Source organism: Streptomyces sp. NPDC006430, assembly GCF_040612395.1.
Taxonomy (GTDB): domain Bacteria; phylum Actinomycetota; class Actinomycetes; order Streptomycetales; family Streptomycetaceae; genus Streptomyces.
Genome location: NZ_JBEXQA010000003.1, coordinates 368,020 through 393,417 on the forward strand (window position 1 = coordinate 368,020; position 25,398 = coordinate 393,417).

The window sequence follows — 25,398 nt, forward strand, 5'->3', positions numbered from 1 at the left end:
GTGGCCCTCAGTGCCACCGCCGTCACAGCCCGCTCAGTCCCCGCTCCACCACCACTCAAACCAGTCGTGCCAGGTCCGGCGGGGTGTCGATGTCATAGGCCTCGGCGACGTCCCCGCACTCCACCAGCGTGAGCTCGTGCGCATGAGAGGTCAGGTGTGCCCGCGCGCCCCTGTCGCCCGTCGCCGTCGCCGCGACGTCCGCCCACCGGTCCGCACCGAAGAGCACCGGATGGCCGCGCTCCCCGCCGTACGCCGCCGCGACCAGGCTCATGGGGGAGCGGTACGCCTTCCGGACCCGGGCCACCGCCTCGGGGCCGATGCCCGGCTGGTCCACCAGGGACACGAGGGCCGCGCAGGCACCCGTACCGGTGAGCGAGGCGAGGCCGACGCGCAGGGAGGAGCCCATGCCCTCGGCCCAGTCGGGGTTGTCCACCACCACGCAGCCGGTCAGGTCCGCCCGCTCGCGGACCTCGGCCGCCGAGGCGCCGAGCACCACGTGGAGCGGACCGCAGCCGGCCTCGCGCAGCACCCGTACGGCGTTCTCGACGAGCGGGCGCCCGCGGTAGGGCAACAGGGCCTTGGGGCGCCCGCCGAGGCGGCGCCCGCCGCCGGCCGCGAGGAGCAGACCCGCGATCACCGGGTCAGTGGACTGGGGGGTTGCATGGATTGGCATGACAGCGATTCTCGCCCCCGGGCCGCGGCGGGTGTCCGCCGCGCCAGGACCCGCCGCAGGCGGGCGAGCGCGGCCCCCAGGCGCAGCGGCTCGGAGATCCGGTTCTCGGCGGCAGCGGCCAGGGCGCGTTCGGCGCGGTCGGTCAGGAGGGTGGACGGGGTGGACAAGGCGGTGGATGGGGCGGACGGAGTGGACGAGGTCGGCATGGGAAACTCCTTGCCAATCGGGGGCCAATACCGCGAGTCTGGACCCGGATTGGCCTGGTCGGCAGAGCCAATTAGGGGAGGTTGGCATGGCGAACGGGCGAGTCGTCCAGACGGCGGACAGAACGATCGGCAGCCGCCAGCTCGCGGCGCTGCTGCCGGCCGAGGTGCTGGCCCGCCCCGGCTACCGGGCCCTCGCCGACGCCGTACGGACCCTGATCCTCGACGGCCGGATCGCCCTGCACGTGCGGCTGCCCGCCGAGCGCGAGCTCGCCGAGGCGGTCGGCGCCAGCCGGGCCACCGTCACCGGGGCCTACGACCTGCTGCGCGAGAGCGGCTACGTCCGCAGCCGGCGCGGCTCCGGCACGTGGACCGAACTCCCCGAGGGCCACGGCCCGGTCGGCGCCCACCTGCTCGTGGGGTCCGGGGGCTACGCCGCCGACGGCGATCCGGGGATCGACCTCGCCATCGCCGCCCTCGGCGCCCCCGGGGACACCCTCGCCGAGGCCCTCGCCTGGGCCGCGCCACGACTGCCGGGCCTCGCCCGCAGCCCCGGCTACCACCCCTTCGGGCTGCCCGACCTGCGCAGTGCCGTTGCCGACCGGTTCACCCGGCGCGGACTGCCCACCCGCCCCGAGCAGATCCTGGTCACGGCCGGGGCCCAGCAGGCGTTCTCGCTGGTCGTGAGCCTGCTGTGCCGGGCCGGGGACCGGGTGGTGACCGAGAACCCCACGTACGCGAACGCCCTCGACGCGCTGCGGCACGCACGGCTGCGCACCGGTTCGATAGCCGTCTCCGACGCGGGCTGGGACATGGAGATCGCCGAGTCCACGCTGCGGCAGACGGTGCCGAGGATGGCGTACGTCATCCCGGACTTCCACAACCCGACGGGCGCGCTGATGCCGCCGGAGCAACGGCTGCGCCTGCTGTCGGCGACGCGCCGGACCGGGACCTGGCTGGTGGTCGACGAGACCATCGCCGACATCGCACTGGACGTGCCCGCGCCGGCGCCGCTGGCCTCGCTGGCGCCCAGGGGCGGGGCGGACCACGTGGTGACGATCGGGTCGCTCAGCAAGACGCACTGGGGCGGGCTCCGGGTGGGCTGGATACGGGCCACCGCGAAGATGATCACGGAGCTGACGGCGGTGAAGGTGGCCGCCGACATGACGGGCTCGGTGCTGGACCAGCTGGTCGCCCTGCCCCTGCTGGAAGGGCTGGAACGGACGCTGCCGGCGCGGCTCGCGCAGCTGCGCGACCAGCGGGAGGCCCTGGTGCGGGCGTTGGAGCGACACACCCCGCAGTGGTCGTGGCGGACGCCGCCGGGAGGGCTCTCGCTGTGGGTGGACCTGGGGGAGGCGGTCAGCTCGGCGCTGGCGGAGCGGGCCGCGGCCGACGGCGTGTACATCGGGCGCGGGGCCCGCTTCGGTGTGGACCCCGGGACCTTCGAACACCGTCTCCGCATCCCGTACACCCTGTCCGCGGACCGGCTGGACGAGGGCGTGCGCCGCCTCGCGACCGCCTTCCACGACGGGGTTCCGCTGGCTCCGTCGGTGGAGCGCCCGCACTGGGTGGCCTAAGGGCTGTTCCGTCGACCTGGTGGATCGGCGCACGGCGCCGGATGCGGTGCATCGCAAGGCGGAGGCCCTGCGGCGCTGGGTCCTGGGTCGGCTACCGGCACCAACCGCGGTGCCCCGACTTCAGCCTGGTACTGAAGCGATTCTGAGGAGAGCTCCAGCTGGACCGGCGAGCGGAAGTCAAGGCGTGCGGATCAACCGTCGCGTGGCGGCAGCGGCCACCGCCGCGGTACGGGAGTCCACGCCGAGCTTCGCGTAGATGTGGACCAGGTGGGACTTGACGGTGGCCTGGCTCAGGAAGAGCTTCTTCGAGATCTGCTGGTTCGACAGCCCGTCCGCGACCAGCTGGAGCACCTCCAGCTCCCGTTTCGTCAGCGCCTCCGCGGGCGTGCGCATGCGGTCCATCAGGCGCAGCGCCACCGCCGGGGCCAGGGCCGACTGGCCCGCCGCCGCCGTGCGGACCGCCGCAGCCAGCTCCTCCGGCGGTGCGTCCTTCAACAGGTAGCCCGAGGCGCCCGCCTCGACCGCCGCCAGGATGTCCGCGTCCGTGTCGTACGTGGTCAGGACCAGGACCCGGGGGGCGCCGGGCCGGGCGGTGATCGCCGCCGTCGCCGCCGAGCCGTGCATGCCCGCGCCGAACTGGAGGTCCATCAGGACCACGTCCACCGGCTCGGCGGCGGCCAGCTCCACCGCCCGCTCCGCGGTGGCGGCCTCCGCGACCACCGCGAAGTCCGGTTCGGTGTCCAGGACCGCACGCAGCCCGGCCCGCACCACCGGGTGGTCGTCCGCCAGCAGCAGCCGGATCGTCATGACGGGACCTCCACGGGTTCCAGGGGAAGCGGCAGGGTGACGGCCACGGCGGTGCCCTGGCCGGGCGCGGACTCCACGGTGAACAGCCCGCCCAGGCTCTCGGCGCGCGACCGCATGGCCGGCAGCCCGAAGCCGCCCTCGCCGGAGGGGGCGGACGAAGGGTCGAAGCCCTCCCCGTCGTCCACGATGTCCAGCGTCACCGAGGTGTCCATGAAGGTCAGGGTGATCTCGGCGCGCCCGGCCCCTGCGTGCCGCACCACGTTGGCCAGCGCCGACTGCGCGATCCGCAGCAGGGCCACCTCGTACGGGGTGGGCAGGACCCGTGGCACACCGCTGAGGCAGAAGCGGACGCGCGGCCCCGGGGCGGCCGTGCACAGCCGCTCCAGTGCGGCGGCGAGCGACCCGTGCTCCAGGTCCGGCGGGGTGAGGGCCCGTACGAAACGACGCGCCTCGGCGAGGTTCTCCTGCGCCGCCTCCCGGGCCCGGCCGATGTGTTCCAGGGCCGGAGCGTCCTGCGGGAGCGACCGCTCCGCGGCCCTCAACAGCAGCTGGATGGAGGACAGCCCCTGCGCGAGCGTGTCGTGGATCTCCCTGGCCAACCGCTCCCGCTCGGCCAGGATCCCGGCGTCCCGCTCGGCCGCGGCCAGTTCGGCGCGGGTCGCGATGAGCTCCTCGATCAGCTCACGGCGGCGTTCGCTCTCGCGGTAGAGCGCCTGGTAGCCCAGTACGGTCGCCACCGCCACGGCCCCGCCGAGCAGCGGCCCGAGGAAGGTCCCGGGCGTCACCGCACTGCTGTGCGCCAGGAAGCCCCCGATCGCCGCGCAGGCCGTCACCGCGACGGCCGCGATGCCCCAGCGCAGCCGCAGCAGGTGCAGCTCCAGGAAGTACAGCGGGAAGGCGATCCACAGCCCGTCGGGGGAGACCGCGAGCAGTCCCACCCAGGCCGCGCCCAGCGCGGTCAGCCACACCGCCCCGGCACGCGGCGAACGGTGCACCGAGGGGGCCAGTACGCCCGCCGCGTACACGGCGGCCAGCACCGTGCAGGCGGCGACCACCCAGCCGGCGTGCGGAGCGGAGTCCGTGACGGCCCGCCCGGCGGCCAGCGCGAGCAGGCCGAGGAGCAGTGCGTGCAGGCACAGGCGCAGCACGCGCGAGACGGGCGTGAGGGGGCGGGGAGCGGGGGAGAGCGAGATAGCCATGTCCCGACCAGCGTAAGTGCGCCCCCGCACGCCCCGGTCAATCGAAAGGTTGATGTCTGGATCCGTCCTTCGATACCAGGATCGCTACCGTGGCGCGATGCCCCGGGGCGGCGCGGAGGACGAGGGTGGGGACCATGTTCGTCGCATGGAGAGATCTACGGTTCGCCAAGGGCCGCTTCGCCCTCATGGGCTCGGTCGTACTACTGATCACGCTGCTGGTCGGCCTGTTGTCCGGGCTCACCGCCGGCCTGGCCCGGGAGAACGTCTCGGCCGTCACCGGCCTGCCCGCCACCCATCTGGCCTTCGCCGCACCCACCGGGGACCAGAAGGTCTCCTTCACCAACTCCCAGGTGTCCGAGAAGGCCTGGCAGGCCTGGCGGGCACAGCCCGGCGTGAGGTCGGCACAGCCGCTCGGCATCCGCACCACCAACGCCGCGGCGGGGGAGCGCACCGCAGCCATCTCCGTCTTCGGCGTCGACCCGGCCGGCCCGCTGGCGCCGCGGGACAGCGGCCTCGCCCAGGGGAAGGTGGTCCTCACCGAGAAGGCCGCGAAGGAGCTCGGCGGCCTCACCGCCGGCGCCAGGCTGAAGATCGGCCCGCTCGAAACGACCGTGGCCGCCGTCTCCGGCACCGCCGCCTACAGCCACACCCCCGTCGTCTGGATGGAGCTGGGTGACTGGCAGCGCATCGGCAACCCCGGTACCTCCCTCGACACCATCGCCACCGTGATCGCGCTCGACGCCGACGGTTCCGCGGACCTCGTGGCCGGCGACGCGGCCACCGCCACCAAGGCGCAGACCATCGACGAGGCGCTCGGCGCCATAGGGTCCTACCAGGCCGAGAACGGCTCGCTCCAACTGATGCGCGGTTTCCTCTTCGCCATCTCCGCCCTGGTCATAGGGGCCTTCTTCACGGTGTGGACGATCCAGCGCAGCGGTGACATCGCCGTCCTGAAGGCACTGGGTGCCTCCACCGGATACCTGCTGAAGGACGCCCTCGGCCAGGCCGTGGTGATGCTCGCGATCGGCACCGGGCTCGGCACGGCGCTCGCCGCCGGGTTCGGCGCGCTGATCAGCGGGGGCAACGTGCCCTTCGTCCTCGACACCGCCACCGTGCTGCTGCCCGCCGCGATCATGATCGCGCTGGGCGCGCTGGGCGCGGCCCTGTCCATCCGGCGGATCACCGCCGTTGACCCCCTGACCGCTCTCGGGAGCGCCCGATGACCCTGCTCGTGCACGACGTGACCCTCACCTACCCGGACGGCGACGGCCGGCTCACCGCCCTCGACCGGGTCCGCCTGGACGTGCCCGCGGGCACCATGACCGCGGTGATCGGCCCCTCGGGCTCGGGCAAGTCCAGCCTGTTGGCGGTCGCCGCCACTCTGGTCACGCCGGACTCCGGCCAGGTGGTGGTGGCCGGCCAGGACACCGCACGCCTCAGCGCGGCGGAGAAGTCGGCCCTGCGCCGCGACAAGATCGGCATCGTCTTCCAGCAGCCGAACCTGCTGGCCTCGCTCACCGCGGCCGAGCAGCTCCAGGTCATGGCGCACCTCTCCGGTCGCTCGGCGCGGGCGGTGCGCGGCCGGGCCCTGGACCTGCTGGACGCGGTGGGCCTGGCCGACAAGGCCGACAAGCGTCCCCACGAGCTGTCCGGCGGTCAGCGGCAGCGCGTCAACATCGCCCGCGCCCTGATGAACGAGCCGGCGGTGCTCCTGGTCGACGAGCCCACCAGCGCCCTGGACCACGACCGCGGGGCGGCGATCCTCGACCTGCTGGTCGCCTTGACGCGCGAGCGTTCCACCGCGACGGTGCTGGTCACCCACGACCATGCCCACCTGGACCGGATGGACCGCACGGCAACGATGACGGACGGCCGCCTGACGGTGGCGGGCGCGGAGGCGGGCGCGGTCCCCGCGGCCTGAGCGGCGACGACCGCACCGTGCGTGGCGCGTGCGGACGAAGGCCCCGGCCCCTCGCTCGGAGGGGGCCGGGGCCTTCGTGCGTACGGAACCTACGCGGGGTTCTGGCTCTGCAGGGCCACGGACAGCTCTGCGGCGACGTTCTGCAGGATCGGCACGATCGAGTCCGTCAGGGCCTCGGTCACCCGGCCGGCCGGACCCGAAATGGAGATCGCGGCGGCGGTCGGTGAGTTCGGCACCGACACGGCGAGGCAGCGGACTCCTATCTCCTGCTCGTTGTCGTCGACCGCGTAGCCCACCTTGCGGACCTGCTCCAGGGCCTCCAGGAAGCCCTCGGGCGTGGTGATGGTCTTCTCGGTCGCGGCCGGCATGCCGGTGCGCGCGAGCAGGGCCCGTACCTCGTCCGCGGGGGCGTGGGCGAGCAGCGCCTTGCCCACGCCGGTGGAGTGCGGCAGCACCCGGCGGCCGACCTCGGTGAACATGCGCATGGAGTGCTTGGACGGCACCTGGGCGACGTAGACGACCTCGTCCCCGTCGAGGAGCGCCATGTTGGCCGTCTCGCCGGTCTCCTCGACCAGCCGGGCGAGGTAGGGCCGCGCCCAGGTGCCCAGCAGGCGCGACGCGGACTCGCCGAGTCGGATCAGCCGGGGGCCGAGGGCGTACCGTCGGTTGGGCTGCTGCCGGACGTAGCCGCACGCCACGAGCGTGCGCATGAGGCGGTGGATGGTCGGCAGCGGCAGGCCGCTCGCGGTGGAGAGCTCGCTGAGGCCGACCTCGCCCCCGGCATCGGCCATGCGTTCGAGCAGATCGAAGGCGCGCTCAAGGGACTGGACGCCACCGCTGGCGCTGGTGGTCTTGGCGGAAGCGTCGGTGGTGCTGGCGCTGGACGTCGGCACGGCGCGGTCCTTTCGGTGCTGGCAGGCAAGGAAGCAGCCTACCGGTCGGTCGGCGGCGGCCCTAGGGCTGGGTCGATGCCGTCCCCGCCGGTCAGAGGGGGTTTGTCCGAGTGGTGGATGTCCTCGGGAAGTTACCTGCCCACCTCCGGGTGGTGATAGCTACATTCTGGATAGTGAAATGTTAATTCCATGTTGTGGAAACGTCCAAGTGTGGCGTCGGCGGGTCGGTGCTCCGTCCGGAGGCTCTTGACTGGCCCAGGATCGGCATGAAGACTCCGTCAACAGAACGTTGAATTTCGCTCTGTGGAAGTAGATGGGGAGGTTCCGGCGTGTCCGACGACGTGGAACTGGTACTGCGCTCGACCCGCGTCATCACCCCCGAGGGGACGCGCGCCGCTTCGGTCGCCGTCGCCGCCGGGAAGATCGTCGCCGTACTGCCGCACGACGCCGAGGTACCGGCCGGCGCCGGGTTCGAGGACTTCGGGGACGACGTCCTGCTCCCCGGACTCGTCGACACCCACGTCCACGTGAACGACCCGGGCCGCACCGAGTGGGAGGGCTTCTGGACGGCCACCCGGGCCGCCGCGGCCGGAGGCGTCACCACGATCCTCGACATGCCCCTCAACTCCCTCCCGCCGACCACCACCCTCGACCACCTGCGGGTCAAGCAGGACGTCGCCCGGACCAAGGCGCACGTGGACATCGGCTTCTGGGGCGGCGCGCTCCCCGACAACGTCAAGGACCTGCGCCCGCTGCACGACGCCGGCGTCTACGGCTTCAAGTGTTTCCTCTCGCCCTCCGGCGTCGAGGAGTTCCCCGAGCTCGACCAGGAGCAGCTGGCCACCTCCCTCGCCGAGATCACCGGCTTCGGCGGTCTGATGGTCGTGCACGCCGAGGACCCGCACCACCTGGACTCCGCGCCGGTCGTCCCCGGACCCAAGTACGCCGACTTCCTCGCCTCCCGCCCGCGCGACGCCGAGAACACCGCGATCGGCAACCTGATCGCCCAGGCGAGGCGGCTGAACGCGCGGGTCCACGTACTGCACCTGTCCTCCTCCGACGCGCTGCCGCTGATCGCCGCGGCCAAGGCCGAGGGCGTACGGATCACCGTCGAGTCCTGCCCGCACTACCTCACCCTGACGGCCGAGGAGGTGCCGGACGGCGCGAGCGAGTTCAAGTGCTGCCCGCCCATCCGCGAGGCCGCCAACCAGGACCTGCTGTGGGACGCGCTCGCCGACGGCACCATCGACTGCATCGTCTCCGACCACTCGCCGTCCACGGCGGACCTGAAGACGAACGACTTCGCCACCGCCTGGGGCGGCATCTCCTCCCTCCAGCTCGGACTGCCGGCGATCTGGACCGAGGCGCGCCGCCGCGGTCGCACCCTCGACGAGGTCGTGCGCTGGATGTCCGCCGCCCCCGCCGCGCTCGCGGGTCTCGCCGACAAGGGGGCGATCGAGGCCGGTCGCGACGCCGACTTCGCCGTCCTGGCCCCCGAAGAGACCTTCACCGTGGACCCCGCGGAACTGCACCACCGCAACCGGGTCACGGCGTACGCGGGCAAGACCCTGCACGGCGTCGTGAAGTCCACCTGGCTGCGCGGCAGGCAGATCGCCGACCACGGCACCCCGACCGAGCCCACGGGCCGACTCCTCGAAAGGCAGAACTGACAAGTGGCACAGCGTTCAACTGGACTGGCTTCCTTCACCGGTAACGCGAACCCGTACGGAGGCGGGGACCCGTACGCGGACTACCGCACCGCGGACTTCCCGTTCACCCAGTACGCGAACCTCGCAGCCCGTGAGCTGGGCGCCGGTGTCATCGCCGCCAACGACGAGTTCTTCGCCGAGCGGGAGAACCTGCTCATCGCCGAGGCCGCGCACTTCGACCCGGAGCACTTCGGCCACAAGGGCAAGGTCATGGACGGCTGGGAGACCCGCCGCCGTCGCGGCGCATCGGCCACCCAGCCCTGGCCGACCCCCGAGGACCACGACTACGCGCTGATCCGTCTCGGCGCCCCCGGCGTCATCCGCGGCATCGTCGTCGACACCGCCCACTTCCGCGGCAACATGCCGCAGGCCGTCTCGATCCAGGGCGCCTCGGTCGCGGGCTCCCCGACCGCCGGGGAACTCCTCTCCGACGACGTCAAGTGGACGACGCTCGTCGAGCGCACCCCGGTCGGCGGCCACGCCGCCAACGGCTTCGAGGTGCACGTCGACCAGCGCTTCACGCACCTGCGCCTGAACCAGCACCCGGACGGCGGCATCGCCCGCCTGCGCGTGTACGGCGAGGTCCGCCCGGACCCGAAGTGGCTGGCCGCGCTCGGCACCTTCGACGTCGTCGCGCTGGAGAACGGCGGCTCGGTGGAGGACGCCTCCAACCGTTTCTACTCCCCGCCGACCAACACCATCAACCCGGGCCGTTCCCGCAAGATGGACGACGGCTGGGAGACCGCCCGCCGCCGCGACCACGGCAACGACTGGATCCGCTACCGGCTGGTGGCCGACTCCGAGATCCGCGCCGTCGAGATCGACACCGCCTACCTGAAGGGCAACTCGGCCGGCTGGGCCTCGCTGTCGGTCGCGTCCGGCACATCGGGCGGTGAGGTCGAGTGGAAGGAGTTCCTGCCGCGCACCCGCCTGCAGCCCGACACCAACCACCGCTTCGTGCTGGACACCCCGGCGGTCGGCACCCATGTCCGGATCGACATCTTCCCGGACGGCGGCTTCTCCCGCCTGCGCCTGTACGGCTCGCTGACGGAGGCCGGCGAGGCCGCGCTGACCGCCCGCCACCAGGAGCTGGGCGGCTGACGGCGCCCGCGCGAGGCCGCCCGCAGGACTGCCCCGGGGGCCGACGCCCCCGGCCCGCACGGGACGCCGCGGATCCCGCCCCGGCGGCTACGTCGCCTGGCCGCCGTCCACCGAGAACTCGACGCCCGTCACCGGGGCCACCGTGTCGTTGTCCATGGTCTTCTCCCTCTCGCGCGCTCTCGACCCGGACGTCGTTGCGACTTCAATGAAACGGGGGAGGGGAACGCGCGCTGGCAGGAATCGGACGCCGCGTTCGCGCGTGCCGCACCGACGAGTTCCGGTGCGGCCGGGAGTCTGAACGGATGCAGCAGACCCCGGACGCAAGGAGTGCACAACGATGGGCAAGCTGACCCTCACCACCTTCCTGACGCTCGACGGCGTGATGCAGGCCCCCGGCGGGCCGGACGAGGACCGCAGCGGCGGGTTCCCGTACGGCGGCTGGGTGGTGCCGTACGCCGACGAGGGCATGGGCGTCTTCGTGACGGAGGTGTTCGAACGGGCCGGCGCCTTCCTGCTCGGGCGCCGGACGTACGAGATCTTCGCCGGCTACTGGCCGCAGATCACCGACCCGGTCGACCCGGTCGCGAGCCGGTTGAACGGCCTACCGAAGTACGTGGCCTCGACCACGCTCAAGGATCCGGCATGGGCCGGGACCACCGTGGTGGACGGGGAGCACCTGCAGAGCGAGATCACGCGGGTCAAGGACGCGTTGGAGGGGACCCGGGAGCTCCAGGTCCACGGAAGCGGCGCGCTGGCCCAGTGGCTCCTGGCGAGGGACCTCGTGGACGAGCTGAACCTGCTGCTGTTCCCCGTCTTCCTGGGGACCGGGCGCCGGCTGTTCCCGACGGGCGGACTGCCGACCGCCTGCGAGCTGATCGGGTCGCGCACCACGCCGAACGGCATCGCGATCCAGAGCTACCGGCCGACGGGCCGCGCCACCTTCGGCTCCTTCGTCTGACGTCCCTGATGTCACGGTCCCGCCGGAGGTAGCAGGCGGGACGCAGGCCGGGGCCCGGCCCGGTGGAGGTCGGGCCCGCGGTCGGAAAGCGGGTCGACCCGGTGGTCGGCATCGGATACCTTCAGCGTGCATCCGTGTGAGCCGCCGACGTCTCCGCCCGCTCCTTGTCGTTGGAGAGTCCCGGTGACCTCGTCCGCCCTGCTCGAACGCCCCGCCGTTCCCCGCGGAGCCTGGCTGTCCGATCTGCCCGTCCTGGTGGTCGCCGCCGTCTGGGGCGGCAGCTATCTCGCGGCCAAGGGCATCACCACGTCCCACACCGTGATCGCCGTCCTCGTCCTGCGCTTCTCGCTCGTCCTGCCCGTACTCGCCGTCGCCGGTCGTCGGCGGCTGCGGGCGCTCACTACCGGCCAGCTGCGCGGCGCGGGCCTGCTGGGGCTCGTACTCGCCGGGATCTTCCTCCTGGAGACCTACGGAGTCGTCCACACCTCCGCCACCAACGCCGGGCTGATCATCAGCCTGACCATGATCTTCACCCCGCTCGCCGAGGCGGCCGTCCACCGCAGGGCACCTTCGGGAGCCTTCGTCGCCGCCGCAGGGGCCTCCGTCGCCGGCGTCGTCCTGCTCACCCAGGGCGGCGGGTTCACCGTCCCCGGCATCGGTGACCTGCTCATCCTCGGCGCGGCCCTCGCGCGCACCCTGAACATGCTGCTGATGGCGCGGATGAAGGCCGTGCAGGACGCCGACCCGCTGTCCGTGACCACCGTGCAGCTGGGCGGCGCCGTGCTGGTGTTCGCCCTGCTGGCAGCCGTGCCCGGCACCGGCGACAGCCCCTGGGAGACGGCCGTCGCGTTCGGGCCCACCGAGTGGACGGGACTCGTCTTCCTCTCGATCTTCTGCACCCTCTTCGCCTTCTTCGTGCAGATGTGGGCCGTACGCCGTTCCTCGCCCTCCCGCGTCAGCCTGCTGCTCGGCACGGAACCCCTGTGGGCCGCCGCCGCCGGCATCGCCCTCGGTGGCGAACACCTCGGCCCGCTCGGTTTCGCGGGCGCCGCGCTCGTCCTCGCCGGCACCGCCTGGGGCCGCCGCGCGGCCACCGCCCGCGTGGCGTGCGGATGACCAGGAAGTGACCCGAAAACGGCGGGTCCGGGGCTCAACTGCCGCCGTAGTGTGGCTACATGCCTCAACCGGACATCAGCGTGAACATCGCGGACTTCCACGCCGACCCCTACTCCTTCTACGCCGGACTGCGGGCAGCGGGACCGGTTCACCACGTCGAGGTGTCGGCCATCGCGTACGAGCCGACCTGGCTGGTCGTCGGCTACGAAGAAGCCCGCCAGGCCCTGAGCCATCCCGCCCTGTCGAAGGACTGGCACGGCACCGGCAACCTCCCCGGCGTCGCACCCACGGCCGCCAACACCAACATGCTGGAGTCCGACCCGCCGCAGCACACCCGGCTGCGCCGCCTGGTCGCCCGCGAGTTCACCGCCCGCCGCATCGAAGCCCTGCGTCCCCGCGTCCAGCAGATCACCGACGAGCTGCTCGACGCGATGGCCGCCCGCCCGCAGCGCAGCGCCGACCTGGTCACGGCCGTCGCCTTCCCCCTGCCCATGACCGTCATCTGCGAGCTGCTCGGGGTCCCCGACCTGGACCGCGCGCGGTTCAGCTACTGGTCCAAGGAGGTCGTGGCGCCCACCCCCGGCACCCCGAACACCCGCGCCCACCAGCAGCTCAGTGTCTACCTCGGTGAGCTCGTCGAGGCCAAGGAGAAGGACCCCGGCGACGACCTGCTCGGCGCCCTGATCCGGACCCGGGACGAGGACGGCGACTCCCTGTCCGCGGACGAGCTGATCGGGATGGCCTTCCTGCTGCTCATCGCGGGCCACGAGACCACCGTCAACCTCGTCACCAACGGCGTACGGGCCCTGCTCGCGCACCCGGAGCAGCTCGCCGCCCTGCGCGCCGACTACGACGGCCTCCTCGGCGGGGCGGTCGAGGAGATGCTCCGTTACGAGGGCCCGGTGCAGAACGCCACCTACCGCTACGCCCGCGAGGACCTGGAGATCGGCGGCCGGCTCATCCCGGCCGGGGCCACCGTGGTGGTCTCGCTGGCAGGGGGCGACCGCGACCCCGCGCGGTACGCGGACGCCGACACGTTCGACATCCGCCGGGCCCCGCAGGGCCACCTGGCCTTCGGGCACGGACTGCACTACTGCCTCGGCGCCCCGCTGGCCCGGATGGAGGGCCGCATCGCCATCCGAGGCCTGTTGGAACGCTTCCCGGAACTGACCGAGGAGCCCGGGCCGCGGGCCTGGATCGGGGGCAGCCTGATGCGGGGTGTCAGCCGACTGCCGGTGCGCTGGTAGCCGCCGCCCATGGCAGGTTCCGTACGGCGCCCGCAGTCACGGCCCCCGCACCTTTCACAGGTCCGGGAGCTCCTCCATCCGGACCGGGCGCCGCTCCCTGCGCGACAGCTCGCAGGCCTCCGCGATCCGCAGTGCGGCCAGTGCCTCCCGGCCGTCGCACGGATTGGGCTCCTCGCCGCGCACCAGGCGGACGAAGGCCGCCAGCTCAGCCTCGTACGCAGGGCCGAACCGCTCCAGGAAGCCCGTCCACGGCTTGCTCGCCGGGGGTGGGCCGTGCGGTTCGGTCGAGGCGATCGGCGTACGGTCGTCCAGGCCCGAGGAGACCTGGTCGAGCTCCCCGGCCAGCTCCATCCGTACGTCGTACCCGGCGCCGTTGCACCGGGTGCCGGTGCACGTCGCCAGGGTGCCGTCGTCCAGGGTGAGGAGGGCGGCTGCGGTGTCCACGTCCCCCACCTCCCGGAACCGGGGCGGACCCGCGTCCGACCCGGTCGCGTACACCTGTTCCACCTCGTGCCCGGTCACCCAGCGGACCATGTCGAAGTCGTGCACCAGGCAGTCCCGGAACAGACCCCCGGACGTCGCCAGGTACGCGGTGGGCGGCGGCGCCGGATCGGCGGTCATCGTCCGTACGGTGTGCAGCCGGCCCAGGGCTCCGGAACGCACCAGCTCCCGCGCGGTGCGGTAGCCCGCGTCGAAGCGGCGCATGAAGCCCAGCTGGAGCACACCGTCCGAGGCGGCCACCTCGCGCAGCACCGCCAGCGTCCGGGCGAGGTCCGTGGTCAGTGGCTTCTCGCAGAAAACCGGCAGCCCGCCGCGCACCGCCCGGACGACCAGCTCCGCGTGGCCCTCAGTGGCGCACGCCACGACCACCGCGTCCACGCCCCAGGTGAAGACCTGCTCCACGGAGGGCGCCGCCGTGGCTCCCAGCCGGTCGGCGAGCCGTACCGCCCGCGCGGGATCGGCGTCGGCGAGCAGCAGCGAGCCGGCGTCCGGTTGGCGGGCCAGTGCCGCGGCGTGGAAGGAGCCGATCCGACCCGTTCCGATCACCCCGATGCGCATGCACTCAACCTGACGCCCTCCGGGGAAGCTGTCAATCCGCTTTGTCTCACTCGGATGACCCAGAAGACCTCGAAGGCCCCGATGACCGCACATGGTGCACTGTGGCGGATACTGAGCGGCTGGAACCGGAATGACCGCTTTGGCATCAGCAGCATGCAGGACGAGGGAAGGGCACGCACACGTGGCTAGGGTTCGGACAGGGGTACGCGTCGTGGGCGCCGTGCTCGCCGCGGTACTGGGGGCCTCCCTCGTGGGCTGCAGCAGTACGGGCGGCAAGCGTGCCGAGGAGCGGGCGAAGGCCGCCCAGGCGGGCCGGCCCGCCGTGTCCACCCCGCGCTGGACCTTCGCGATGGTCACCCACGCCGGCGACGGCGACACGTTCTGGGACATCGTCCAGAAGGGCGCCAAGGAGGCCGCGGCGAAGGACAACATCAACTTCGTCTACGCCCACGACGACCAGGCGCAGCAGCAGGCCCAGTTCGTGCAGAACGCCATCGACCAGAAGGTCGACGGGATCGTGGTGAGCCTGGCCAAGCCCGAGGCCCTCAAGGACGTCCTCGCCAAGGCCGTCAAGGCGGGCATCCCGGTGATCACGGTCAACTCCGGATCCGCCCAGTCCGCCGAATACGGCGCCCTCACCCATATCGGCCAAGACGAGCAGATCGCGGGCGAGGCGGTCGGCAGCGAGCTGGCCAAGCGCGGCAAGAAGAAGGCCGTCTGCGTCCTGCACGAGCAGGGCAACGTCGGGCACGAGCAGCGCTGCGCCGGGGCGAAGAAAGCTTTCGGTGGGTCCGGCGGGGTCATGGAGAACCTGTACGTCGAGGGCACCAACATGCCCTCCGTCCAGGCGGCCGTCCAGGCGAAGCTCCAGGCGGACCCGTCCGTCGACGCGATCGTCACCCTCGGCGCCCCGTTCGCCCCCACCGCGATCAAGGCGAAGGACGCGGCGGGCAGCAAGGCCGAGGTCGACACCTTCGACCTGAACGAGTCCGTCGCGCGCGACCTCAAGTCCGGCGCCCTCGGGTTCGCCGTCGACCAGCAGCCCTACCTCCAGGGCTATGAGGCCATCGACCTGCTCTGGCTCCACCGCTACAACGCCGACGTGCTCGGCGGCGGCCGGCCGGTGCTCACGGGACCGCAGATCGTGACGGCCGCCGAGGCGGCCGAACTGGAGGAGTACATCAAGCGGGGCAGCCGATGAGCGCGGCGACCGCCGTCGACGAGCGGCTCGCCCCCACCTCCCTGATCCGCAAGCTGCTCGGCCGTCCGGAGCTGGGCGCGGTGGTCGGTGCCGCCGCCGTCTTCGTCTTCTTCTCCTTCGCCGCCGACAGCTTCCTGCAAGCGTCCAGCCTGAGCACGATCCTGTACTCGGCCTCGACCATCGGGATCATGGCGGTCCCGGTCGCCCTGTTGATGATCGGCGGGGAGTTTGACCTGTCCGCCGGCGTCATGGTCACCACCTCGGCGCTGGTCAGCTCGATGGTCAGTTACCAGCTGACCGCCAACGTCTGGGTCGGCGTCGGGGTGTCCCTGCTGGTCACCCTCGCCATCGGTTTCTTCAACGGGTTCATGCTGACCCGCACGAAGCTGCCCAGCTTCATCATCACGCTCGGCACCTTCCTGATGCTGACCGGTCTGAACCTGGGCTTCACCAAACTGATCAGCGGTTCGGTCTCCACCAAGTCCATCGCCGACATGGAGGGCTTCTCCTCCGCGCGCTCCCTGTTCGCCTCGCAGTGGAACATCGGCTCGGTCACCCTGAAGGTCACCATCCTGTGGTGGCTGGTCCTGGTCGCCGTCGCCACCTGGATCCTGCTGCGCGCCCGCGCCGGGAACTGGATCTTCGCCGTCGGGGGCGGCGCGGACGCGGCCCGCGCGACCGGCGTCCCGGTCGTCAAGACCCGTATCGGCCTCTACATGGGGGTCGCCCTGTGCGCCTGGATCTCCGGGCAGCACATCCTCTTCTCGTTCGACGTGGTCCAGTCGGGCGAGGGTGTCGGCAACGAGTTCCTGTACATCATCGCGGCCGTCATCGGCGGCTGTCTGATGACCGGCGGCTACGGCTCCGCGATCGGCTCGGCCGTCGGCGCCTTCATCTTCGGCATGACGAGCAACGGCATCGTGTACGCCCAGTGGAACCCGGACTGGTTCAAGTTCTTCCTGGGCGCGATGCTGCTGCTGGCCACGCTGCTCAACGCATGGGTCCGCAAGCGGGCGGAGGCGAAGTGACCGTGACCACGACGAACGCCGCGATCCCGCTGGTGAAGCTGACCGACGTCAGCAAGTTCTACGGCAACATCCGCGCGCTCCAGGCCGTCTCCCTGGAGGTCCACGCCGGCGAGATCACCTGCGTCCTCGGCGACAACGGCGCGGGCAAGTCCACCCTCATCAAGATCATCGCAGGGTTGCACCGGCACGACGCCGGCAGCTTCGAGATCGAGGGCGAGGAAACCGTGCTCGCCAACCCGCGCGCGGCCCTCGACCGCGGCATCGCCACCGTCTACCAGGACCTGGCCGTCGTCCCGCTCATGCCCGTCTGGCGGAACTTCTTCCTCGGGTCCGAACCCACCAAGGGCCGCGGCCCCTTCCGCCGCCTCGACGTGACCTTCATGCGCGAGACCACCCGAACCGAGCTGCTGCGCATGGGCATCGACCTGCGCGACGTCGACCAGCCGATCGGCACCCTGTCCGGCGGCGAGCGGCAGTGCGTGGCCATCGCCCGCGCCGTCTACTTCGGCGCGAAGGTCCTCGTCCTGGACGAGCCCACCGCCGCCCTCGGCGTGAAGCAGTCCGGCGTGGTCCTCAAGTACGTCGCCGCCGCCCGCGACGCGGGCCTCGGCGTGGTCCTGATCACCCACAACCCGCACCACGCCCACCTGGTGGGGGACCGGTTCGTCCTGCTCAAGCGCGGCACCATGGCCGGCAGCCACACCCGCGACTCGATCACCCTCGACGAGCTCACCCGGCAGATGGCGGGCGGCTCCGAGCTGGACGAACTGAGCCACGAGCTGGAGCGGGTGGCAGAATCAGGACCGGACCACCCGTCCGGAGCGGCCGACGCGGCCCCCGGAACCACCACCGCACCCTGAGGGACGACACGACTCGATGAGCACGTACCGGGACTTCACGCTCACCCACCGGGGGTCGGCGCGAGGCACCGTCCTGCGGACCATCGGAACCCGTGAGCGCCGGTCGCACCTGACCGCCCCGCGCGTCCCGACCGTCGGCATCGACATCGGCGGCACCAAGGTGATGGCCGGGGTCGTCGACGCCGACGGGGTCATCCTGGAGAAGCTCCGCACCGAGACCCCCCACAAGTCCAAGAGCCCCAAGGTCGTCGAGGACACCATCGTCGAGCTGGTGCTCGACCTGTCCGACCGCCACGACGTGCACGCCGTGGGCATCGGCGCGGCCGGTTGGGTCGACGCCGACCGCTCCCGCGTCCTGTTCGCACCCCACCTGGCCTGGCGCGACGAGCCGCTGCGCGACGCGCTGCAGTCCCGGCTCGCGGTCCCGGTCATGGTGGACAACGATGCCAACACCGCTGCCTGGGCGGAGTGGCGCTTCGGCGCCGGACGCGGCGAGGACCACCTCGTCATGATCACGCTCGGCACCGGCATCGGCGGCGCCATCCTCGAAGGCGGCCAGCTCAAGCGGGGCCGTTTCGGTGTGGCCGGCGAGTTCGGCCACATGCAGGTCGTTCCCGGTGGTCACCGCTGCCCGTGCGGGAACCGCGGCTGCTGGGAGCAGTACAGCTCCGGCAACGCCCTGGTCCGCGAGGCCCGGGAGCTGGCCGCGGCCGACTCCCCGGTCGCGTACAACATCATCGCCAGGGTCGGCGGCAACGTTTCGGAGATCACTGGGCCGCTCATCACCGAGCTGGCCCGCGAGGGCGACGCCATGTGCGTCGAGCTCTTCCAGGACATCGGCCAGTGGCTCGGGGTCGGCATCGCCAACCTCGCCGCCGCCCTCGACCCCTCCTGCTTCGTCATCGGCGGCGGCGTCAGCGCCGCCGACGACCTGCTGATCGGCCCCGCCCGGGACGCCTTCCGCCGCCACCTCACCGGCCGCGGCTACCGGCCCGAGGCCCGCATCGCCAAGGCCCAGCTCGGCCCCGAGGCCGGAATGGTGGGGGCCGCCGACCTCGCCCGGCTCGTCGCCCGCCGCTTCCGCCGCGCCACGCGCCGGCGCGTCGAGCGGTACGAGCGCTACGCGCAACTGGGGCGGCGCACCACCCCCGCCGCGGACCCCAAGACCGCGGACTCCACGGCCTTGGACTCCACGGCCTTGGACCCCAAGAAGGGGGACGCGCAGTGACGCCGCCCTCCCTGCCCCGTCAGGCGTCCGCCCCCGACGAGGGCGGTGCGCCGCCGGCGGAGGACCGCAAACACGTCGTACGGCGCCGCTGGATCACCGCGATCATCATCCTGCTGCTGGTCGGCGTGCCCGCGGGCTACCTCGCCGTCTCCGCCCAGCAGAGCCGCGAGAGTGGCCGTGACAAGGCCGCGAAGGTCGGTGCGACCAAGGTGCGCCCCGGCTGGCCCTCCAAGGTGCAGCGCAGCATCTACGAGGTACCCATCCCGCCGAAGGCCTGGCGGGTCGGGTTCCTGGAGACCAACAACTGGCGCACCAGCCGGCTCTACGTGCAGTTCGCGGTCACCCCGGCCGACCTGGACACCTTCCTGGAAGAGTTGGGCACCAGCCGGTCCGGCCTGACCCGCGGGGTCGCGATCGACGCGCACGACGCGACGATCGCCGGGTGGAGCTGGGGCCCGCGCAACAGCTGGTACGGCATCACCCTGGAGCAGCCGGACCCGCGGCCCACCCGGGACGTCACGGTCGACCTCACCGACCCGAAGATGCCTCGCGTCTACCTGGTCTCCACGACGACCCCCTGAGGGCTCGATCGGCGGAGCCGGACGCTCCGCCGACTAGCCTGGGATCATGAAGCTCACCAAGCGGCTGCACTCATGTGTCCAACTGGAGAAGGACGGGCGCGTGCTCGTCATCGACCCGGGCGCGTTCAGCGAACCCGACGCGGGGCTGGGGGCGGACGCCCTGCTCGTCACCCACGAGCACCCCGACCACTTCGAGGAGGGCCGGCTGCGGGCCGCCCTCGACGCGAATCCGGCGGCCGAGCTGTGGACCCTGCGCAGCGTCGCGGAGCGGATCGCCCCGGCCTATCCGGGCCGGGTGCACACGGTCGGGCACGGAGACGCCTTCGTCGCGGCGGGCTTCGACGTCCAGGTGCACGGGGAGCTGCACGCCGTGATCCATCCGGACATGCCGCGGGTCACCAATGTCGGCTACCTCGTGGAGGGTTCGCTCTTCCACCCCGGTGACGCGTTGACCGTGCCCGAGGTGCCCGTCGACACGCTGATGCTCCCGGTGCACGCGCCGTGGAACAAGATCAGCGAGGTGATCGACTACCTGCGCGAGGTCAAGCCGCGCCGGGCCATCGACATCCACGACGCCTACCTCGCGGACATCGCCCGGCCGATCTACGACTACGCCCTGGACGCCCTGGGCGGCACCGACCACGGGCGACTCGCGGCCGGGGGCACCGCCGACCTGTGACGGACCGCTGCCGGCCGGCTGTCGGTGCCGGGCGGTAGGTTGGGACGCATGCGTATCGCCACGTTCAACGTCAACTCGATCACCGCCCGGCTGCCCCGCCTGTTGGCCTGGTTGGAGAAGTCCGGTACGGACGTCCTGTGCGTCCAGGAGACCAAGTGCTCCGCGGAACTGTTCCCGCACGCCGAGCTGCGCGCGCTGGGCTACGAGTCGGCCGTCCACGCCACCGGCAGGTGGAACGGGGTGGCGCTGATCTCCAAGGTCGGCCTGGAGGACGTGGTCACCGGCCTGCCCGGCGGCCCCGCGTACGAGGACGTCCAGGAGCCCCGGGCGATCTCCGCGACCTGCGGCGGGGTGCGCCTGTGGTCGGTGTACGTACCCAACGGCCGCGAGGTCGAGCACGACCACTACGGGTACAAGCTGGACTGGTTCCGCGCGCTGACCACCGCCGTCGCCGAAGACGCGGCCGGTCCGCGCCCGTTCGCCGTGCTCGGCGACTTCAACGTGGCCCCCACCGACGAGGACGTCTTCGACCCCGCGGTCTTCGCGGGCCTCACCCACGTCACCCCGGCCGAGCGCGCCGCCCTGGAGGCACTGCGCGGCGCCGGGCTCAGCGACGTGGTGCCGCGCCCGCTCAAGTACGACCGCCCGTACACGTACTGGGACTACCGTCAGCTCGCCTTCCCGAAGAACCGGGGCATGCGCATCGACCTGGTCTACGGGAACGAGGCCTTCACCAAGGCCGTCACCGACGCCTACGTCGACCGGGAGGAGCGCAAGGGCAAGGGCGCCTCCGACCACGCGCCGGTGGTCGTGGACCTCGCGCTCGACGCCTGAGCGTCGGCCGAGCGGGTCGGGTTGGGTCCGGCATCCTGCCCGACCCGGGCCCGTAGACGGATCCCGCGCGCCCTGTGGCCAGCGCGGGATCCTGGTGCCACGCTGGGCGGTATGAACATCCCCTTCCTGGACAACTGGCTGAACCGGCACGAAACGGAACGGGGGGCGGGGCTCGCCGCCGCCGTCACCGACGATCCCGAGGGCGCCAACGAGTTGTTCTCGGAATGCGAGATGCTGCGTGTCCAGGCTCGGGCGGCCGGGCTGGAACTCGACGGGAGCCCGGCCTCGTTGGAGGCGCTCGACCAGCTGATGCCCCGCTGGCGCCGCGATCCCGAGGCGGCGCCCTGGCTGGGCAACGACGCGGGCTTCTACCTCGGGACCGTGATCATCCGGACGCAGCCGGGCGCCGCCTGGCGGGTGTGGCCCAACGGCCAGCCCGTGATCCTGCTGGCCTCGGGCCGGGAGCTGAACGTGGTGGAGGCGGGGGTGTCCTGGGCGATGACCGGATCGCCCGAGCTCTCCCAGGTGTACGCCGAGGCCTGCGAAGGTTGATCCGACCGAAGCGCTCCGGTCGATCTTTATGTCGCCTTTAGGCGTGTCGAGGGGAAGTGCCCTTCCGTGGCTGGATACTTTGCGCTGACCTCGACACACCGACCAGTGGGCAGGGCAGCGTATGGCCGTCGATCCGTTGATCGAGCTGCGGCACGTCAACAAGCACTACGGAGCGTTGCACGTCCTTCAGGACATCGACCTCACGGTCGGCCGCGGGGAGGTGGTGGTGGTCATCGGCCCCTCCGGGTCCGGGAAGTCAACCCTGTGCCGGACGATCAACCGGCTGGAGACCATCGAGTCGGGCACGATCAAGCTCGAAGGCAAGCTGCTGCCCGAGGAGGGCAAGGAGCTGGCCGCGCTCCGGGCCGACGTGGGCATGGTCTTCCAGTCCTTCAACCTCTTCGCGCACAAGACCGTCCTCGCCAACGTCGCGCTCGCGCAGATCAAGGTCAGGAAGCGCAAGAAGGAGGAGGCCGAGAAGCGCTCCCGGGAGCTGCTGGCCCGCGTCGGACTCGCCGACCAGGCCGAGAAGTACCCGGCCCAGCTCTCCGGCGGTCAACAGCAGCGCGTCGCCATCGCCCGCGCCCTGGCCATGGACCCCAAGGCCCTGCTCTTCGACGAGCCCACCTCCGCCCTCGACCCGGAGATGATCAACGAAGTGCTGGAGGTGATGCAGCAGCTCGCAGCCGAGGGCATGACCATGGTCGTGGTCACCCACGAAATGGGCTTCGCCCGCTCAGCCGCGAACCGCGTCGTGTTCATGGCCGACGGGAGGATCGTCGAGGACCGGACGCCGGAGGCCTTCTTCACGGCACCGGAGAGTGCGCGGGCCAAAGATTTCCTCTCCAAGATCCTCAAGCACTGAGCGGTGGGACCGAGGCGATCGACGTCGCTGTCGCCGAACCCGAAACGGTGCTGCCGGACGGTCTCCGGCAGCTCCGAAGAGCCACCCCGTCCGGCGGCAGCCGCAGATCACTGCTCGCGCAGAGGCACCGAGACGTACGAGGGATCGGTGCGCGGCGAGGAGAAGGTCAGCTGCGCGCCGGTGGGGTTGTGCTCGATGTAGAGGGGGTCGACGGTGTCGACGACGAGGGCGAGCCGGTGGCCCGCGGGCACGTCGTAGGCGGTGGAGAACAGCTCCAGGTCCGCGCCGAAGGCCTGGCCGCGGGTCTTCCCGTGGAAGGTGTAGGGGGCGTTGCTGACCAGCTTGCCGATGCCGAGCGGGCCGACGTCGTAGAGGTACGCGACGAAGGTGCCGTCCGCGGCGGTCGGGGTGACGGTGGTGTGCACCTTCACCGTGCCGCGGACGTGTCGGTCCCGGGTGTAGCGCGGCGACTGCCAGACGGCGGCGAAGGCGCGGGGGAGGAGCGGGATGGAGGCGGTCGGAGGCGCCTTGACGAACTGGTCGAGGATGCTGGAGAGGAAGATGACACCGCCGTTCGCGCCCGAGTCGATGTTCGCGAACACGTGCTCGCTGTCGGAGAGCGCCAGCTTCTCGGTGCCGCCGGCACCGACCGACTTCCAGTCGGCGTAGCCCTCGTAGCCCTCGTTGCTGCGGGACTTGATCTGCACCGGGAGCTCGGTGTCCACGCCGTTGCGCTCGCCCTTGAGGTAGCGGTCGAACCAGCGGTGGGCGTTGGTCCAGGTGTCGTTGGGCAGACCGAGCAGTCCGGTGCCCTCGGCCGTGGCGTGGTCGCCGGGCCGTAGTTCCAGGCGCTTGGGGCCGCTCAGCTTCTCGTAGAAGGCGGCGTACTGGTTGGGCGGGAAGATGGTGTCGCCCCACGCATTGCCCATCATGATGGCCGCGCCGTTGGCGTTGATCCGGTCGAGCTGCTCGGAGGCCGAGCGCTTCTTGCCCCACTCGATCATCTGCTGCTCCCGGTCCAGCCGGGAGCCGAGGAAGTCGTGCAGGATCTGCTTGAGTTCGGGGCCGGGGCGGCCCGTGAGGTAGCCGGCGCCGCCGAGCATCGCGGCGGCCTGGAGGTGCTCGGTGCGGCCCGAGTAGATGGACTCGATGATGTCGGCCCAGCCGCTGAGCGCGACCACGGCCTTGATCCGGGCGTCCTGCGCGGAGGCCAGCAGGATGATGCCCGCACCGTACGAGACCCCGCCCAGGCCGATGTGGTCGGCGTCGGCGGGGGTGTGGGCCAGCGCCCAGTCGATGACGGCGGACACGTCGGCGGTGTCCGGCGGGCCGGCCACCTCGATCTCGCCGCCGGAGAGCCAGAAGCCGCGCGAGGTGTAGCTGACCACCACGTAGCCGTCGTCGGCGAGCTTCTTGGCCTGGGCGATGTATTCGATCTGTGGCAGGCCCCAGCTGGTGGGGAGCACGATCAGCGGATACTTCCGGCCGGCCTGGGCGCCGGCCGGGGTGAACACGTTGCCCTTGAGGGTGATGCCTCCCGAGCCCGGGATGTCGTGGAAGCGGAGTTCTGGTGAGGCGTCAGCAGCAGTTGCGACAGCGGGCGCGGGCGCCGCCTGGGCCTGGTGGGGGGCCAGGCCCAGGGCGGTTGCCGCCAGTACGGCCGCCACGGCAGCCGCGGTGCTGGTGGTACGGACCATCGATCGCTCCTCGCGTGCGCCGGAGTCAGGGTGAACCGACGGTAACGGGAGGGGCTTACCGAAAGTAACCCATCGGTAAGTTACGCACTGGTAACGATCAAATGAGTGTCAAGTGCGCCGATCAGCCGTTCCGGGGAGTCCCGTTGAGGGCGCTCTTGGCCTTCCACTCGTCCCAGGGCAGGTTCCACTCGCCGTAGCCGTTGCCGATCTCGGCCTTGCCCTTGGAGCCCTCGCCGGTGACCTCGACCAGGTCGCCGACCTGGGCCTCGGCGAAGAGTTCCTTGGCGTCGGAGTCGCTCATCCCCACGCAACCCGAACTGGTGTTGGCGCGGCCGAAACTGCCGGTGTTCCACGGGGCGGCGTGGATGTACATGCCCGACCAGGTCACCCGCATCGAGTAGTCGACCATCTTGTCGTAGGAGTCGCCCAGGCCCACCGTCTGGGAGTCCATCCGGATGGTGCCCTCCTTGGTCATCAGCACCATCTTTCCGGACCAGGAGGCCTTCTTGCCGCCGGGCGTGCCCGCCGAGACCGGGATCGTCCGCACCGCCTGGCCGTCCTCGGTCACCGTCATCCGGTGGGTGTTGAGGTCTACCTGGAGCCGGCGGTCCTTCCCGATCTTGAACTCGGTGTTGTAGTCCTTCACGAACATCCCGCCGCCCTGCCCCGAGTCCACCCCGTTCAGGTTCATCTCGACCTTCACGTCGGTGCCGGACTTCCAGTAGTCCTTCGGTCGCCAGTCCACCCGGTCGTTGCCGGTGTAGTCCTTGAACCAGCCCCACGAACCCTCGGTGTTGTTCGACGTGGTGACCAACAGGTGCTTCTCGACCTCGGCCTTGTCCTTCACCGGGTTGTCGAAGACGATCGAGATCGGCTGCGCGATGCCCACCGTGGAGCCCTTGCCCGGATTGATCGTGACCTTGTTCACCTTGTCCGCGGCGACCGTCTTGAACTGGGCGCTCGCGCTCTGACTGTCGGTGTTGTGCGCCTCGACCTTGTAGTCCGTGCCCGGCGAGGCGTTGCGCTCGGAGGTCCAGGTCCTGCCGTCGTCGGATATCTTGCCGGGCAGCTCGCCGCCCTTGCCGTCGGAGACCTTGACCTGGGACAGCTTGCCCTCGGCGAGGGAAACCTTGACCGGCTCACCGGGCTTGGCCTGATCGCCCGTGAGGTTCACGGAGATCGCCATGTCGGGCTTCTTCTTCATCTCCGCGCCGCCGGGGCCGCTTCCGCTGGAGCCGGAGCCGGAACCGCCACCGCAGGCGGTCAGTGCGGCGGCCATGAGCGCGGTCCCCACCAGCATGACGTGGCGACTGCGTGCGATACGGCGTGTGCGGCTCAACGAAGGGCCCCCAGGTGGCGAGTGGTAGTGATCGTTCGCAAAGGGAGATGCGAACGGCACGACTTTAGGTT

The 25,398-nt window shown here is 71.5% G+C and carries 25 protein-coding genes; 17 read left to right on the forward strand and 8 right to left on the reverse strand.

Annotated features, from left to right (window positions below; all coding sequences use genetic code 11):
• Positions 1-55 precede the first annotated feature (55 nt).
• Together ABZZ20_RS07540 and ABZZ20_RS07545 are read right to left on the reverse strand one after the other, a co-directional pair.
• Positions 56-673 (reverse strand): nucleotidyltransferase family protein, encoded by a 618-nt coding sequence (locus ABZZ20_RS07540; protein ID WP_356867781.1) that lies wholly within the window; start codon positions 671-673, stop codon positions 56-58.
• Positions 634-879, reverse strand: coding sequence for a hypothetical protein (locus tag ABZZ20_RS07545; protein WP_356867783.1), 246 nt, complete (start codon positions 877-879; stop codon positions 634-636). The genes ABZZ20_RS07540 and ABZZ20_RS07545 overlap by 40 nt, the downstream gene beginning before the upstream one ends.
• Before the next feature lie 86 nt (positions 880-965).
• Here ABZZ20_RS07545 and ABZZ20_RS07550 point away from each other — a divergent pair, with 86 nt between their 5' ends.
• A complete protein-coding gene (locus ABZZ20_RS07550) occupies positions 966-2,453 on the forward strand; it encodes a PLP-dependent aminotransferase family protein (protein WP_356867785.1) in 1,488 nt (495 codons plus the stop codon).
• A gap of 177 nt (positions 2,454-2,630) precedes the next feature.
• On the opposite strand, the gene ABZZ20_RS07555 is transcribed toward ABZZ20_RS07550, so the two are convergent.
• Positions 2,631-3,260, reverse strand: coding sequence for a response regulator transcription factor (locus ABZZ20_RS07555; protein ID WP_356867787.1), 630 nt, complete (start codon positions 3,258-3,260; stop codon positions 2,631-2,633).
• Positions 3,257-4,459 (reverse strand): sensor histidine kinase, encoded by a 1,203-nt coding sequence (locus tag ABZZ20_RS07560; RefSeq protein ID WP_356867789.1) that lies wholly within the window; start codon positions 4,457-4,459, stop codon positions 3,257-3,259. The genes ABZZ20_RS07555 and ABZZ20_RS07560 overlap by 4 nt, the downstream gene beginning before the upstream one ends.
• Positions 4,460-4,593: 134 nt before the next feature.
• Here ABZZ20_RS07560 and ABZZ20_RS07565 point away from each other — a divergent pair, with 134 nt between their 5' ends.
• Together ABZZ20_RS07565 and ABZZ20_RS07570 are read left to right on the forward strand one after the other, a co-directional pair.
• Positions 4,594-5,682 (forward strand): ABC transporter permease, encoded by a 1,089-nt coding sequence (locus tag ABZZ20_RS07565; RefSeq protein ID WP_356867791.1) that lies wholly within the window; start codon positions 4,594-4,596, stop codon positions 5,680-5,682.
• Entirely contained in the window at positions 5,679-6,380 is a 702-nt protein-coding gene (locus ABZZ20_RS07570) for an ABC transporter ATP-binding protein (protein ID WP_356867793.1), read from the forward strand. Before ABZZ20_RS07565 ends, ABZZ20_RS07570 begins: the two co-directional genes overlap by 4 nt.
• A gap of 89 nt (positions 6,381-6,469) precedes the next feature.
• Here the strand turns inward: ABZZ20_RS07570 and ABZZ20_RS07575 are convergent, their stop codons facing one another.
• A complete protein-coding gene (locus tag ABZZ20_RS07575; protein ID WP_356867794.1) occupies positions 6,470-7,273 on the reverse strand; it encodes an IclR family transcriptional regulator in 804 nt (267 codons plus the stop codon).
• 329 nt (positions 7,274-7,602) lie between these two features.
• Between ABZZ20_RS07575 and allB the strand changes: the two genes are divergently transcribed.
• The 5 genes from allB to ABZZ20_RS07600 all read left to right on the forward strand — a co-directional run bounded on the left by allB (position 7,603) and on the right by ABZZ20_RS07600 (position 13,404).
• Positions 7,603-8,943: an allantoinase AllB gene (gene allB, locus ABZZ20_RS07580; protein WP_356867796.1), complete on the forward strand. Its 1,341-nt coding sequence runs from the start codon at positions 7,603-7,605 to the stop codon at positions 8,941-8,943.
• Positions 8,944-8,946: 3 nt separating this feature from the next.
• The gene (alc, locus tag ABZZ20_RS07585; protein ID WP_356867798.1) at positions 8,947-10,083 is read left to right on the forward strand and encodes an allantoicase; all 1,137 of its coding nucleotides are present in this window, start codon (positions 8,947-8,949) and stop codon (positions 10,081-10,083) included.
• Positions 10,084-10,420: 337 nt separating this feature from the next.
• Positions 10,421-11,041, forward strand: a complete 621-nt coding sequence (locus tag ABZZ20_RS07590; RefSeq protein WP_356867800.1) for a dihydrofolate reductase family protein — start codon at positions 10,421-10,423, stop codon at positions 11,039-11,041.
• Positions 11,042-11,224: 183 nt separating this feature from the next.
• Positions 11,225-12,157 carry a DMT family transporter gene (locus ABZZ20_RS07595; protein ID WP_356867802.1) on the forward strand — a complete coding sequence of 311 codons (933 nt, stop codon included), beginning with the start codon at positions 11,225-11,227 and terminating at the stop codon, positions 12,155-12,157.
• Positions 12,158-12,216: 59 nt separating this feature from the next.
• Positions 12,217-13,404 (forward strand): cytochrome P450, encoded by a 1,188-nt coding sequence (locus ABZZ20_RS07600; protein ID WP_356867804.1) that lies wholly within the window; start codon positions 12,217-12,219, stop codon positions 13,402-13,404.
• Positions 13,405-13,458: 54 nt separating this feature from the next.
• Here the strand turns inward: ABZZ20_RS07600 and ABZZ20_RS07605 are convergent, their stop codons facing one another.
• Positions 13,459-14,463, reverse strand: coding sequence for a Gfo/Idh/MocA family oxidoreductase (locus ABZZ20_RS07605; protein WP_356867806.1), 1,005 nt, complete (start codon positions 14,461-14,463; stop codon positions 13,459-13,461).
• 211 nt (positions 14,464-14,674) lie between these two features.
• Between ABZZ20_RS07605 and ABZZ20_RS07610 the strand changes: the two genes are divergently transcribed.
• The 9 genes from ABZZ20_RS07610 (at position 14,675) to ABZZ20_RS07650 (ending at position 22,291) form a co-directional block, all read left to right on the forward strand.
• A complete protein-coding gene (locus tag ABZZ20_RS07610; protein WP_356867808.1) occupies positions 14,675-15,664 on the forward strand; it encodes a sugar ABC transporter substrate-binding protein in 990 nt (329 codons plus the stop codon).
• A complete protein-coding gene (locus ABZZ20_RS07615) occupies positions 15,661-16,692 on the forward strand; it encodes an ABC transporter permease (protein ID WP_356867810.1) in 1,032 nt (343 codons plus the stop codon). The genes ABZZ20_RS07610 and ABZZ20_RS07615 overlap by 4 nt, the downstream gene beginning before the upstream one ends.
• Positions 16,662-17,552 carry an ATP-binding cassette domain-containing protein gene (locus ABZZ20_RS07620; protein ID WP_356867812.1) on the forward strand — a complete coding sequence of 297 codons (891 nt, stop codon included), beginning with the start codon at positions 16,662-16,664 and terminating at the stop codon, positions 17,550-17,552. The genes ABZZ20_RS07615 and ABZZ20_RS07620 overlap by 31 nt, the downstream gene beginning before the upstream one ends.
• 16 nt (positions 17,553-17,568) lie before the next feature.
• Positions 17,569-18,780 carry an ROK family glucokinase gene (locus ABZZ20_RS07625; protein WP_356867814.1) on the forward strand — a complete coding sequence of 404 codons (1,212 nt, stop codon included), beginning with the start codon at positions 17,569-17,571 and terminating at the stop codon, positions 18,778-18,780.
• Positions 18,777-19,361: a hypothetical protein gene (locus tag ABZZ20_RS07630; RefSeq protein WP_356867816.1), complete on the forward strand. Its 585-nt coding sequence runs from the start codon at positions 18,777-18,779 to the stop codon at positions 19,359-19,361. Before ABZZ20_RS07625 ends, ABZZ20_RS07630 begins: the two co-directional genes overlap by 4 nt.
• Before the next feature lie 46 nt (positions 19,362-19,407).
• Positions 19,408-20,040, forward strand: coding sequence for an MBL fold metallo-hydrolase (locus ABZZ20_RS07635; RefSeq protein WP_356867818.1), 633 nt, complete (start codon positions 19,408-19,410; stop codon positions 20,038-20,040).
• Between the two features lie 48 nt (positions 20,041-20,088).
• A complete protein-coding gene (locus tag ABZZ20_RS07640; RefSeq protein WP_356867820.1) occupies positions 20,089-20,874 on the forward strand; it encodes an exodeoxyribonuclease III in 786 nt (261 codons plus the stop codon).
• Positions 20,875-20,985: 111 nt separating this feature from the next.
• A complete protein-coding gene (locus tag ABZZ20_RS07645) occupies positions 20,986-21,426 on the forward strand; it encodes a DUF6278 family protein (RefSeq protein ID WP_356867822.1) in 441 nt (146 codons plus the stop codon).
• A 121-nt stretch (positions 21,427-21,547) separates the two neighbouring features.
• Entirely contained in the window at positions 21,548-22,291 is a 744-nt protein-coding gene (locus ABZZ20_RS07650) for an amino acid ABC transporter ATP-binding protein (protein ID WP_356867824.1), read from the forward strand.
• Positions 22,292-22,398: 107 nt separating this feature from the next.
• Here the strand turns inward: ABZZ20_RS07650 and ABZZ20_RS07655 are convergent, their stop codons facing one another.
• Positions 22,399-23,988 (reverse strand): CocE/NonD family hydrolase, encoded by a 1,590-nt coding sequence (locus ABZZ20_RS07655; RefSeq protein ID WP_356867826.1) that lies wholly within the window; start codon positions 23,986-23,988, stop codon positions 22,399-22,401.
• Between the two features lie 121 nt (positions 23,989-24,109).
• On the reverse strand, positions 24,110-25,288 hold the full coding sequence (locus ABZZ20_RS07660; protein WP_356867992.1) for an Ig-like domain-containing protein: 1,179 nt from the start codon (positions 25,286-25,288) through the stop codon (positions 24,110-24,112).
• Between the last annotated feature and the right edge of the window lie 110 nt (positions 25,289-25,398).